This is a genomic window from Clostridium sardiniense (assembly GCF_019753795.1).
Lineage (GTDB): Bacteria > Bacillota > Clostridia > Clostridiales > Clostridiaceae > Clostridium > Clostridium sardiniense.
Genome location: NZ_JAIKTU010000026.1, coordinates 1 through 14,423, shown reverse-complemented (window position 1 = coordinate 14,423; position 14,423 = coordinate 1). Strand labels below are relative to the sequence as shown.

The following is a 14,423-nucleotide window of genomic DNA, read 5'->3' as shown; positions in this document are numbered from 1 at the left end:
TCAAACTCTCAATAAAAAGTTTAATCTTTTCACTCATAAAACTTACTTTAATAAAAAGAATTGCTGGTTGTTTAAATGTTTTATATATTCTGTTCAATTTTCAAAGACCATTTTATCTCGTCGCCCTCAAGCGACTCACTTATCTTACCACCTCTGAAAAACTTTGTCAACATTTTTTTCAATAAGTTATTTTAACTTAATTTGATTTAAAATATTGCCTTGCTTCCGTGGAAGCTGTTTCGCATCAGCGACGAGATTTATAATAACATATATACAGATATTGATTCGACATATTATTACTAATATGTCTATTTATTTTTATATAATTCTTTTTTTCTTCTTTATTCTTTAATTTCCTACTTAAGATACGCCTGGTACTGTATTAGATGTAATTATTATATATTCTTATTAAATTATATAATATAAAACCATAAATTTCTATCTATTATAATATATTCAATAATATATTATCCTTATATAATAAAAAATATCCTTATACTAAAATTTTATTCAATTTTAGGTATAAGGATATTTTTATAATTTAATCTGTTATCTATTGTTATATATAAAATCTATCACTTATTCCATTATCTAATACAGATTTAGCATGCTCTTTTGCTAAATTTAGTGAATGTAATGATGCTGATCCACACTGTAATTCATTAGCAGCTGGAATTTCATCTTGCAATAACACTTTTTGTAATGAATATTCCAATGCTTCGATAACCTCTTTAACATCCAAATCTCCAAAGCTTATTAAATAAAATCCTGTTTTGCATCCCATTGGTGATATGTCAATAATATTATCAATTCTTTCTCTCATAAAACCAGCTAAGAAATGTTCTAATGTATGCATTCCTTTATCTGATAAGATTTCTTTATTCGGCTGAACAAATCTTAAATCAAATTTAGATACTATATCACCCTTTACCCCTGATTTCACTCCTGCTTTTCTAACATAAGGCGCTTTAACCTTTGTGTGATCTAATTCAAAACTTTCTACCTTAATCATTGTCATTACTTCCTTTCTAATATATGTTTATTGTAATTTGCATAATATAGTTTTCTAATTTATATTCTATATTTATAGTAAATCTGTACTAAAGTATCTGTCCCCTCTATCTGGCAATATGACAACTACATTTCCACTATCTATTTTTTCTATAAATTTTAGTGCAGCAGAAAGAGCAGCTCCTGATGATGATCCGACTATAATCCCTTCTTTTTTGGCTAATAGTCTTGCAGCATTAAAAGCCTCTTCATCATCTACCTTAATAATTTCATCAACTAACTTCATATCCATTGTTTGAGGAATAAAGTTATTTCCTATACCTTCTATTTTGTAACATCCTTCTTTTCCACCACCTATTATAGAGCCTATAGGATCTGCTAATATTCCTTTTATTTCATCTATACTTTCTTTTAAATATCTTAAAGCACCTGAAAATGTTCCTCCACTTCCAGCTCCAGCAACTAAATAATCTATCTCTCCATCCAAATCCTCATAAATCTCTTTTCCTGTTGTTTCATAATGAGCGTGTGGATTTGATTCGTTGTTAAATTGATTTAACGATATAGAATTTGGAATCTCTTTTAACAGTGAGTTAGCTATATTTATAGCACCTTCCATACCATCTTCTTTTGGCGTATTAATTATTATAGCTCCAAGAGATTTCATTAATTTCTGTTTTTCTATCGAAAACTTTTCTGGTACAACGAACATTACTTTATATCCCTTATTCAATGCTGCCAGTGCTACTCCAATACCTGTGTTTCCAGCAGTAGCTTCTATAATAGTAGATCCCGGTTTAAGTATTCCTTCCATCTCAGCTTTTTCTATCATATATACTCCTACTCTATCTTTGCAGCTGCCTCCTGGATTAAACCCTTCAATTTTAACAAATACATTTACACCATTTTTGATTCCTAAGTTATTTAATTTTAATAATGGTGTGTTTCCAATTAATTCTCTTATGTCATTATAGTAATTCATCTTTTTCACCTGCTTTTAATAAAGCTTGCTCTATATCCTTTAATATATCTTCCTTATCCTCTATACCAACTGAAACTCTAATTAATTTTTCTGTTATTCCTATACGCTCTCTAAGTTCTTCTGGAAGTGCTGCATGTGTCATTGATGCAGGGTGGCATATTAGTGATTCAACTCCACCTAAACTTTCTCCAAATGTTATAAGCTCTAAGCTATTTACAAACTTTTTATGGTCAATATCATCATTTAATACAAATGATATTACTCCACCAAATCCAGAGGCTTGTCTTTTTTGTATCTCATGGCCTTCATGACTTTCTAGTCCTGTATAATAAACCTTTTTAATTCTTTTATTTTCTAATAACTTATTTGCTATAAACATCGCATTCTTTTCATGTCTTTCCATTCTTACTGAAAGTGTTTTAATTCCTCTTATTAATAAGAAGCTATCAAAAGGTTGAAGTATTCCACCTGTTGCATTTTGAATAAAATGCAATCTTTCACCAAGTAAGTCATCATTTACAACAACTAATCCAGCAACTAAATCACTATGTCCACCTAAATATTTTGTTCCTGAATGTATTATTATATCAGCTCCTAAATCTAATGGGTTCTGAAAATATGGACTCATGAAAGTATTATCTACAATAGTTAATAAACCATTTTTCTTAGCCTTATCTGAAACCATTTTAATATCTACTACGTCTAATAACGGATTTGTTGGTGTTTCAATGTATATTGCTTTTACATCTTTATCAATTTTATCTTCAAAACTTTCAAAGTCATCTACTATCTCATATCTTATGCCGAAGTTAGAAAATACTTTATCTAAAACTCTAAATGTACCACCATACAAATTATTAGTTATGAGTATTTTATCTCCACTTTTAAATAAGCTTAGTATTGCAGTAATTGCAGCAAGTCCAGATGCAAATGCAAATCCTCTTTTTCCACCTTCTATATCAGCAATTAATTTTTCAAGTGCCTCTCTTGTCGGATTGCCAGTTCTTGAATATTCATGACCACTATTTTCCCCAAAGCTTTTTTGCTTATATGTTGATGTCTGATAAATTGGTATATTTACTGCTCCTGTATTTTCATCAATACTTATTCCACCATGTATTAATAACGAATCTTTTTTCACCTTTATCACTCCTTAATTATTTTGTTGCTTTTGCTATAAAAATTTTAGGTTCAATCACTTCTCCTTCTGATGATTCACCTCTAGCAATTAATCCAGTACTCTTAACATCTATATTTATAAATCCTGCTTCTTTATACCAAGACTCTAATTGATCATGCTTAAATCCTAACCATACATCGTACATTTCTTTAGATGCCCATTCTCCTGAATGCTTTTCAACATCTGTTATAACTAATTGCCCATCTTTCTTTAGTACTCTATTCATTTCCTTGATTGCTACATCTGGATTTGTAACATGATGTAATGCCATATTCATAAATATAATATCCACAGAATTATCAAAAAGAGGTAAATCTTCTAGACTCCCTTTTATGGGATATATATTGTTTAAATTTTTATCTTTTGCTGATTTATGTAACTCTTTAAGCATATTCTTTGATGAATCTATAGGAAAAACTAAATTTGCCTCTTCTCCTACTCTTAAACTTATAAATCCTGTGCCTGCCCCTAAATCTGCAATTACTTTTTCCTTAATATCTACAGAATTAACTGCAATCTCCCTTAATTCATCTTTGAAATAGTCCACTCTGATTTTATTCCAGTCTTTTGCAATAGAATTGAAGTAATTTATTGAATTCATGATAAAACCTCCTAATTATTTTTAAATATAAAAAAACCTCGTCTCTAATACATTAGAGACGAGGTTTACTCGCGGTTCCACTCTAGTTTAGATATAAAAAATATATCTACTCTCAAAATTCCAGCACTAACATGCCTAATCACTATAACGGGTGATCCCGGAGAACTCTACTATTAATTCGAATTTCTGCTCCAAAGTGCACTTCACATTTCTTCTAAATAGAAAACTCTCAGCAATGCTTCCCTCTCTGTGATTTTCCGAAATGTTACTTTACTTTTTCAACGCATTTATTATAACCTAGTAATTCTATATGAATACTTCTGATATTTGAATTATAGTACAATGTTTTTTAAAAAGCAACCCTTTTTTAAACGTTATTTCTTTTCATCATAACAATGGGCCAATTTTTAGAGCCAATATATCTTTCATCTTTTTCTACCCTTATCTTTTTATCTGCAATTACATTTTCAAGTTCACATCCATTTCCTATAATAGCGTTTTGTAATATTATAGAATTCTTTATTTTTACATCTTTCCCTATATGGACACGTCTTGCTATAATACTATTTTTAACCTCTCCTTCAATATAGCAACCATTAGCTACAATAGAGTTTCTAACATTACTACAAACTGTATATTGAGTTGGTCCTTCATCTTTAGGTTTTGTATATATAGGGCTTTCTTTGCAGAACAATTCTCTACTAACATCTGCATCTAAAAAGTCCATATTACAATCATAATAAGCTTTTAAAGAATTTATACAGCTTAAGTATCCTTTAAATTCATAAGTTCCTACATCCAATCTCTCTAAATTGGAATGTATAAATTGCTTTATTTTTCTATACATTCCACTTCTAATTGATTCATGAACAATATCTACGAATAATTCTGTTCTCATGAAATACATTTCCATGCTTATATTAGCATTATTTGCCCTACCAATATTTTCTCCAACACTAACTACTCTTTCATTTTCTATATTTAATACATCACAATCTATACACTCTAAATTTGCATTATTTATATTTTTATATACCATTGTGACATCATTTCCTGATTCTTTATGTTGTTTTAATAACTCATTAAAATTAATATTACACACCATGTATGATGGAGCTAAAAGTACGTATTTTCTTTTACTATATTTAACGAATTCAATATTATCTGCAAAATTATGAACATCATCATATGATGGGTCTTCATCTCCAAAATTAAAAACCTTTAACCCATCTTTTTTTCTATGAAGATCCCACGGTCTTCCATTAGTTAAATGATCCATTAAAGATCTCGATCTATTTTTCGCAAAAATACCAATACACTCTATTCCGGAGTTAGTCATATTAGATAAAACAAAATCTATAACCCTGTACCTAGCTGCTATAGGTACTGATGCTAAAGGTCTTTTTCTAACCAATTCTCCCATCCTAGTCTCATTTTCATCTAAATTTATTATTCCTAAGCAATTATTCATATGCACTCACCCTTTCCTCCTTTAAGCCATCTTTTTAGCTTCAATTGTACTGCCTGGACTTATCTCTTCCTTTGAAGCAACAACTGCAATATCATCACCACTACCTACTTGTGATTCTTTACTTACAACGACATCACTTCCTATTATGGCCTTATTTATACTTACATTATCTCCTATATACGAATTAGGCATAATTACAGAATCCTTTATTACAGTATCTCTTCCAACGTAAACGCCTTGGAATAATACAGAATTTTCTACCTTACCATACACAGTACATCCCTCAACAATAACTGAGTTCTTAACCTCTGCTTCTTCACCTACATATTGTGCTGGACTTACTGGATTTACAGAGTATATTTTCCAATCTTCATCAAATAAATTTAATTCATTTTCAGTTTTTAATAAATCCATATTTGCCTCCCATAGACTTTCTATAGTTCCAACATCTTTCCAATAACCATCAAACGGATATGCAACTAGTCTACGCCCGTCTTCTATCATATTAGGTATGATATTTTTGCCAAAATCATTACTTGAATTTATATCCATCTCATCATTTATTAGATGCCTCTTTAAAACCTTCCAATTAAATATATATATTCCCATTGATGCATTTGTGCTTTTTGGTACCTTCGGTTTTTCATCAAATTCATATATTGATAAATCCTCTCTAGTGTTCATTATTCCAAATCTACTTGCTTCCTTAAGTGATACATCAATAACTGCAATTGTCGCATCTGCTTCTTTTTCTTTATGAAATTCTAACATTTCATTATAATCCATCTTATATATGTGATCTCCTGATAAGACAAGTACATATTCAGGATCATAGCTATCTATATATTCTATGTTTTGATATATTGCATTTGCAGTTCCCTTATACCACATACCGCCTTTTTCTTCTTGGTAAGGAGGTAATATACTAACTCCGCCTTCTCTTCTATCTAGATCCCAAGGATCTCCTATTCCAATATGTGAATTAAGCTCTAATGGCCTATATTGAGTTAAAACTCCAACTGTATAAATACCTGAATTTGAACAATTGCTTAAAGGAAAATCTATTATTCTATATTTTCCTCCAAATGGCACTGCTGGCTTAGCTAAATTCTTAGTTAATACTCCTAATCTCGAACCTTGTCCACCAGCTAAAATCATAGCTACTATCTCTTTTTTACCCATAACACTCTCTCCCCCTCATATGTTTTTCACAATTATATAAATTAAATATCTAACTAAATTTAAATTAATTAAAATTCAAGGCACTTATATAAACATATGACCGAGTATTTGAATTTATACATAATTTATTTTATGAAATCTTTTGTACAACATAAAAAGTCCAAAAATAATATTACTATTATTTTTGGACTATATAACTATATTAAATTAGTTATAAATTCTTATATAATAATTCTGCCCCCCATATACCGTTTGCATATTGAAGTATTGTTCTATCTGATGAGAATATTCCAGAGTGTGCTATATTAACTCCACACATTCTTTGCCAATTATTCATATCCCTATATAACTTATCTACTCTATCTTGAGCTTTTATATAAGAATCAAAATCTTTTAAAACAAAGAATTGATCGTTGTAGGGTATTAAATTTTCATATATTTCTCTGAATCTCTCTCTATCAAAATGATATTTACCATTTATTAAATCATCTATTGAAGATTGAATTCTCGGATCATTCTTATATATATCAAATGATGAATATCCTCCATTTTTATAATAATTTAGAACCTCATTTGAATTTAGCCCAAATATTATTATATTATCGTCCCCAACCTCATCTCTTATTTCAATATTTGCTCCATCTAATGTAGCTATAGTAACAGCCCCATTCATCATAAACTTCATATTAGATGTACCTGATGCTTCTTTAGTAGTTGTGGATATTTGCTCACTTAAATCTGTAGCTCTTATTATCTCTTCTGCGAGGGAAACATTATAATTATCTAAGAAAACAACCTTAATCTTATCATTAACTCTAGGGTCATTATTTATCTTTTGAGCAACTCTATTTATAAGTTCTATTGTCTTCTTTGCTAGATGATATGCAGGTGCTGCCTTCCCCCCAAATATAAAAGTTCTAGGCACGATATCTAACCCAGGATTTTCTAATAGTTTATTATATAAATCCATTATTCTTAAACAATTTAATATTTGCCTCTTATATGCATGTATCCTTTTAATCTGAACATCAAATATAGAATTTGGATCTACCTTAATACCATTTTTCTCATATATCGTTTCAGCAAGATTCTCTTTATTTTCTTTCTTTATATTATAGAGTTCTCTTTGAATACTTTCATCATTTACTTTCTTCTCAAAAGCTTCTAAATCTATAGGATGTTTTATAAACCCTTCGCCTATAGTATCTACTAATAATTTTGTTAGCCTTGGATTAGTCTTTAAAAGCCACCTTCTATGAGTTATTCCATTTGTTTTATTATTAAATTTATTTGGATAATAGTAATAAAAATCACTCATTTCTTGTTTTTTAAGGATTTCTGTATGAAGCTTTGCAACTCCATTTACACTATGACTACCTACTATAGCTAAATTAGCCATTCTAACTTGCCCATCAGCTATTATTGCCATACGTGATATTTTATCCCACTGACCTGTATAGCTATTCCAAAGATCTGCACAAAATCTTTCATTAATTTCTTCAACAATCATATATATTCTTGGAAGTAATGACTTAAACATGTCTAAAGGCCACTTTTCTAAAGCCTCTGCAAGTATTGTATGATTTGTATATGATACTGTATTTGTTGTTATTCTCCATGCTTCTTCCCAAGCAAGCCCCTCTTCATCTAATAATATTCTCATAATTTCAGGTATTGCAAGAGTTGGGTGCGTATCATTTATATGAATAGCTATCTTTTCATCTAAACTCCTAATATCCCCGCCATGTCTTTTATAACGCCTTATTATGCACTGAACGCCAGCTGAGACAAAGAAATATTGTTGCTTTAACCTTAGCATTTTCCCCTCATATTGAGAGTCATCTGGGTAAAGAACTTGTGATATCGCCTCAACAGAATTCTTATATTCTAATGCTTTTAGAAATTCTCCTCTACTAAATGATGAGAAATCAAATTCATTATTTACTGTTTCAGCACTCCATAATCTCAATGTATTTATAGTATTATTCTCATATCCAACTACCGGAGTATCATAAGGCACTGCAAGTACTGGCTCATAATTTACATGAGTAAATTTCATTTTTCCATTTATCTCTTCTTCTATTATATTTCCACCAAACTTAACAATCTCTCTTTTATCATTTTTTCTTTTTTCCCATACATTCCCATCTCTAAGCCAATTATCTGATACTTCAACTTGGACTCCATCTATAATTTTTTGTTCAAAGAATCCATATTTATATCGTATTCCACAACCATGTCCTGCTATATTTAAAGATGCCATAGAATCTAAGAAACATGCTGCAAGTCTTCCAAGCCCTCCATTTCCAAGTCCTTGGTCATGTTCTAAATTTTCTAATTCCTCTAAACTAATACTTAAATCCTCTAATGCTTCCTTACATACATCTCTTATACCTAGATTAAGTAGCGCATCTCCTAGAAGTCTTCCCAGTAAAAACTCCATTGAAAAGTAATACACTTGCTTTTCGCCAGTATTACTATACCTCTTATTAGTCTTCATCCAGTTTTCTGCAACATAATCCCTAACCAAACTACCTAAAGCTTCATATTTTTTATAGTTACTTCCATCTGAAAGCTCCTCTCCATGAATTTCTAGATACTTCTTTTTATAGGCTCTTTTAAAGGACCTTTTGTCAATGGTTAGCATATCTATCCCCTCCCCCTGGATTTTATAACGACTTATTCTACAATTAATTCCTTATACATTTCATTATAATCATTAGCTGATTTCTCTAAACTATTATCTGAATCTAAAGCTTGCATAACTATAGAATTCCACTTATCTTTATCTCTAAATATATCTAACGCATATTCAGTAACACTTAATAACTCGTTGGCATTGTAATTTCTAAAACTAAAGCCATTTCCTAATCCACTATATTGATTATATGGGAAAATGGTGTCTTTTAGACCTCCTGTTTCTCTAACTATAGGAACAGTGCCATATCTAAGAGCTATAAGTTGCCCAAGCCCACATGGTTCAAATAATGAAGGCATCAAAAACATATCTGATGCTGCATAGATTTTATGAGCTAATCCATTATCAAATTTAATATTTGCAGATACCTTATCCCTATATCTATCAGCTAAACCCCTAAAATGATTTTCATAGTGATAATCACCAGTTCCCAATATAACTAGCTGAATATCATGCTGTAATAATTTATCTGCAATATCAACTACTAAATCAAGTCCTTTTTGATTAGTAAGCCTAGTAACCATAGAAATCATAGCCGCATTTTCATTTACAGGAAGACATAACTCCTTCTGTAATTCTTTTTTATTTACAGCTTTACCTTCTAGAGAGTTCTTGCTAAAATTTTCATATATTAATTTATCTTCTTCTGGATTAAATTCTTTATAATCTATTCCATTTAATATTCCATTTAGCGCATATTCCCTTTCTCTTAATATTGAATCAAGTCTTTCACCATATTCCTGAGTTTTAATTTCATCAACATATGAATAACTAACTGTAGAAATTCTATCTGAATAAAGTACTCCACCTTTCATGAAACTAACCCCACCATCAAAAGCAAGACTACCATTATAATATGGTTCTAAATCATATCCAAAAAGATCTGGTAATATCTCCTTTGGGAATACTCCTTGGAATTTAATATTATGAATTGAAAATACTGATTTTATATTAAAATAAAATAAATCTTTTGCATATTCTACTTTAAGAAGTACTGGTATCATTCCAGTATGCCAATCATTACAATGTATTATATCTGGTTGAAAATCAACTAGTTTTAAAAAAGTTAGAACAGCTCTATTAAAGAAAGCAAACCTCTCTCCATCATCATAATATCCATAAAGACCATCTCGTCCAAAGTAATATTCATTATCTAATAGATAATATTTGACTCCATCCTCCTCATACTCAAATACACCACAATATTGTGTTCTCCACCCAACTGGCACCATAAACCATTTAAGGAATCTTAGTTCTTTTTTTAGATTCTCGTTTATCTTCTTATACTTAGGTATTACAACTCTTGCATCTACATCTAATTTTATTAAAGATTTAGGTAATGACCCTAATACATCACCTAGCCCTCCTGTTTTTATAAATGGATTTGCTTCAGATCCAACAAATAAAACTTTCATCTAATTCTCCCCCTCAAATTTTCTCTTTAATACCACAGTTGCCATTGGCGGTACTTTTATCTTTATACTATTTTCAAAATTATGAGATTCCTCATCTTGTGAAAATAATTTATCCTCAATAATTTGCCCTGATCCCCCATATTTTTTATGATCAGTATTTAAAATTTCTTCATATACACCCTTGTATGGAACTCCAATTTTATAGTCATAATATACAACTGGTGTAAAATTAGATACAAAAATCAATGTATCTTCTTTCCTCCTGCCTCTTCTTATAAATGAAATTATACTTTGATTATTATTATTTTCATCTATCCATTTAAACCCTTCTGGGTCATAATCCAATTCCCAAAGTGCTTTATTATCTTTGTATATATGATTCAAGTCTTTAAAAAATACTTGAATACTTTTATGCATAGGATATTTATCAATTAATTCCCATTGAAGTGACTCATATTCCTTCCACTCATTAAATTGACCAAACTCATTCCCCATAAACATAAGTTTCTTTCCAGGATGCCCAATCATGTATGAATAAAATAATCTAAGTCCTGCAAATTTTGTCCAATAATCACCCCACATTTTATCTATCAATGATTTTCTATTATAAACAATTTCATTATGTGAAATAGGAAGTATAAAATTTTCTGAGTAATTGTACATCATAGAAGAAGTTAAATCAGCATGATGATATTTTCTACATATGGGATCTAATTTTATATATTCTAATATGTGACTCATCCATCTAATATTCCATTTAAAACTGAATCCTAAACCTCCATTTCCTATAGAACTACAAACATTAGGCCAAGAATCTTTAGCTTCATCTACGATCATCATTACATTTGGAAATTCGTTATGTATAATCTCATTCAAATCTTTAACAAATTGAATTCCCTCCAAATTTCCATTTCTTCCATAAATATTCGGCACCCATTCCCATTTTCCTCTTTTATAATCTAAATAAATCATATTTGAGACTGAATCAATCCTTAATCCATCAATATGATATTCTCTAAACCAATAAAGAGCATTTGAAATTAAAAAGCTTCTGACCTCAGGCCTTCCAAGATCAAAATTAATGGTTCCAAGCTGTCTATTTTCAGCTTTCCATAGTTCTTCATATTCATAAGTTGGAGTTCCATCAAATTTATAAAGTCCTTGCTCATCCTTGCAAAAGTGACTTGGTATCCAATCTAAAATAATTCCGATACCTCTTTTATGAAGCTCATTAATAAGTTCCTTAAATCCTTCTAGATCTCCATACCTACTAGTTACTGAATAAAACCCAATTCCTTCATACCCCAATGAGGAATCTAATGGATGCTCAACTAATGGCATAATCTCTACATGTGTATATCCCATATCTTCTAAATATTTAGGTAGTATTTTACTCAATTCTTTATATGTTAAAAACTCATCGCCCCTTCTTTTCCATGAACCAAGATGAATTTCATATATATTTACTGCACTCTCATATATATTTTTATTATTTTTAGACCTTATAAAATCACTATCTGTCCAATTAAATTCTTTTCCTTTATATACTATAGATGCATTATTAGGTCTCACCTCTGAAAATATTGAATATGGATCCATTTTATAATGAATTTCCCCTCTTCTATCTTCTATTGCATATTTATACTTAGCTCCTAAATTAATTCCATATACAAATATGCTCCAAATACCTTCATTAGTGATTTTAATCATCTTATAATTTTCATCTATAGAAAATCCATTAAAATCACCTATAACATAAACATTTTTTGCTTTAGGAGCCCATACTGTGAATCTAACGCCTGGCTGCCCATCGTTTTCGCTAAATTTACTTCCTAACATATCATATGAATAAAAATTTTTTCCTTGATGAAATAGATAAGTATTGAAGTCCGTAATATCATGCTTATTTCCATTTTCTTTATTGCCATCTTTTTCTCTTATAATCTTCATATTACATAATCCCCCATCTATTTTATGTCATCCACATACTTTTACTGAATCACTAAATAATTTAAGCTCCTATTATTACTATTCAATAAATATAAAATTTATTAATAAAAATGTATTACTCATTAAAATAAAGTATATAATTATCAATTTAACTTTAATAAAAAAGAAGCCTAGGGTATTACCCTAGGCTTCTTTAAATTTATTGTTTAACATACAACTTCTATTCTACTATCTATATCTTTATCATTATTCTTATTTATTAATTTTATAATTATAAAGTGAACTATCATAGCAACTAAAATTGCAACAACTAAATCACAAGTCACAGTTAGTATAAAAGTTGTTAATAACTCAATAGCATCAAATTTATTATTGTGGATAATTTTTATACATTCTCTCCACTCACTCATATTATAAGATACAACTGCAAGTATTGCTGCTAATGCAACAAGTGGTATGTATTGTATAAGAGGCATAAATACTATCATTATTAATAGTAAAGTTATGGCATGTATTATTCCTGCTATAGGAGTTCTTCCACCATTTTTTATATTAGCTGCAGTTCTAGCGATTGCACCAGTTGCTGGTATTCCACCAAATAATGATGATGCAATATTTGCTATACCTTGTCCTATTAATTCAGTATTTGAGTTATGTTTTTTATCTATCATTCCATCAGCAACAACCGCTGATAATAATGATTCTATAGCAGCTAAAAATGCTATAGTAAGAGATGGCATAAATAAAACCTTTAGTTTATCTATTGTAAGTGCTGGAAGCTCTGGCTTTGGAATAGTTGATGAAATTTGTCCAAAAGCTGATCCTATTGTCTCAACATTTAAACTTAATCCAGAAACTATTAAAGTTGATACTATTAATGCTATAAGGGATCCCGGTATTGTCTTATTAACCTTTGGGAATAAGATTATTGTGGCAATACATAGTATACCAATTAATAATGTAATAAAGTGTATTTTATTAAAATGTGATATATAAACATTCCATTTTTGGATGAATTCAGAAGGTACTTTATCTATACTTAATCCAAATAAATCTTTTATTTGAGTAGATAATAAAGTAATAGCTATACCTAAAGTGAATCCTAAAGTAATACTCTTTGGAATATATTTTATTAAATTCCCAAGTCTAAATATTCCAAACAGTATTAAAATTATACCTGCCATTAATGTGGAAATTATAAGTCCCTCAAGTCCATACTTTTCTATAATTCCATAAACTATAACTACAAAAGCTCCTGTAGGACCTCCAATTTGTACTCTACTTCCACCAAATAGTGATATGAAAAATCCTGCTATTATGGCTGTTATTAATCCCTTCTCTGGTGTTACTCCAGATGATATACCAAGTGCAATAGAAAGTGGTAATGCAATAATTGCAACAATAATTCCTGCTACAACATCTTTAAAAATTTGTTCTTTTGTTAATTCTTTTTTTCTGTGTTTTAATATTGAGAAAAACTTTGGTTTTTTCATCAGTAAAAAAAATCCCTCTTTTCATATAAATTTTTTGTAAATTAAGTGTACACATGAAAAAAAGAGATAGTAATTACTATCTCTTTTAGTTCACACCTGGCAACGTCCTACTCTCCCACACAGTCTCCCGTGCAGTACCATTGGCGCTATAGAGCTTAACTTTCCTGTTCGGAATGGGAAGGAGTGTTTCCTCTATGCCATCATCACCAGATTTCAGATTATTCTCTGAAAATTGCATATGAATTTTTGTTGATCGTCTTTTTTATTGGTCAAGCCCTCGACCTATTAGTATCAGTCAGCTGAACATGTTGCCATGCTTACACCTCTGACCTATCAACCTTGTGTTCTTCAAGGGGTCTTACTAGCTTACGCTATGGGAAATCTCATCTTGAGGTGGGCTTCACGCTTAGATGCTTTCAGCGTTTATCCCTTCCCGACTT

General features: G+C 30.1%; 9 protein-coding genes, 2 rRNA genes, 1 pseudogene and 1 other annotated feature. All 12 genes and pseudogenes read right to left on the bottom strand.

The genetic code is table 11. The annotated features are described in order from the left end of the window. Positions 1-559: 559 nt before the first annotated feature. Positions 560-1,012 (bottom strand): S-ribosylhomocysteine lyase, encoded by a 453-nt coding sequence (locus K5V21_RS18615; protein WP_221862576.1) that lies wholly within the window; start codon positions 1,010-1,012, stop codon positions 560-562. Between the two features lie 72 nt (positions 1,013-1,084). Beyond that, the gene (locus tag K5V21_RS18610) at positions 1,085-1,993 is read right to left on the bottom strand and encodes a PLP-dependent cysteine synthase family protein (RefSeq protein WP_221862574.1); all 909 of its coding nucleotides are present in this window, start codon (positions 1,991-1,993) and stop codon (positions 1,085-1,087) included. Next, positions 1,980-3,134 carry a trans-sulfuration enzyme family protein gene (locus K5V21_RS18605; RefSeq protein WP_221862573.1) on the bottom strand — a complete coding sequence of 385 codons (1,155 nt, stop codon included), beginning with the start codon at positions 3,132-3,134 and terminating at the stop codon, positions 1,980-1,982. The genes K5V21_RS18610 and K5V21_RS18605 overlap by 14 nt, the downstream gene beginning before the upstream one ends. A gap of 16 nt (positions 3,135-3,150) precedes the next feature. Further along, on the bottom strand, positions 3,151-3,774 hold the full coding sequence (locus tag K5V21_RS18600) for a class I SAM-dependent methyltransferase (RefSeq protein WP_221862571.1): 624 nt from the start codon (positions 3,772-3,774) through the stop codon (positions 3,151-3,153). Between the two features lie 51 nt (positions 3,775-3,825). Next, positions 3,826-4,065 (bottom strand) — a binding site (T-box leader). A 76-nt stretch (positions 4,066-4,141) separates the two neighbouring features. After that, entirely contained in the window at positions 4,142-5,245 is a 1,104-nt protein-coding gene (gene glgD / locus K5V21_RS18595; protein WP_221862569.1) for a glucose-1-phosphate adenylyltransferase subunit GlgD, read from the bottom strand. 21 nt (positions 5,246-5,266) lie between these two features. Beyond that, positions 5,267-6,427 carry a glucose-1-phosphate adenylyltransferase gene (locus K5V21_RS18590; protein WP_221862567.1) on the bottom strand — a complete coding sequence of 387 codons (1,161 nt, stop codon included), beginning with the start codon at positions 6,425-6,427 and terminating at the stop codon, positions 5,267-5,269. 211 nt (positions 6,428-6,638) lie between these two features. Beyond that, positions 6,639-9,074 carry a glycogen/starch/alpha-glucan phosphorylase gene (locus tag K5V21_RS18585; RefSeq protein ID WP_221862565.1) on the bottom strand — a complete coding sequence of 812 codons (2,436 nt, stop codon included), beginning with the start codon at positions 9,072-9,074 and terminating at the stop codon, positions 6,639-6,641. A 32-nt stretch (positions 9,075-9,106) separates the two neighbouring features. Beyond that, positions 9,107-10,540, bottom strand: a complete 1,434-nt coding sequence (gene glgA, locus K5V21_RS18580) for a glycogen synthase GlgA (protein ID WP_221862563.1) — start codon at positions 10,538-10,540, stop codon at positions 9,107-9,109. After that, positions 10,541-12,490: a 1,4-alpha-glucan branching protein GlgB gene (gene glgB, locus K5V21_RS18575; RefSeq protein ID WP_221862561.1), complete on the bottom strand. Its 1,950-nt coding sequence runs from the start codon at positions 12,488-12,490 to the stop codon at positions 10,541-10,543. A gap of 281 nt (positions 12,491-12,771) precedes the next feature. Next, a pseudogene (locus tag K5V21_RS18570) lies at positions 12,772-13,983 on the bottom strand (SulP family inorganic anion transporter); the annotation flags it as partial. A 94-nt stretch (positions 13,984-14,077) separates the two neighbouring features. Beyond that, positions 14,078-14,194 (bottom strand): 5S ribosomal RNA (gene rrf / locus K5V21_RS18565). Positions 14,195-14,248: 54 nt separating this feature from the next. Continuing rightward, positions 14,249-14,423, bottom strand: a 23S ribosomal RNA gene (locus K5V21_RS18560); the annotation flags it as partial.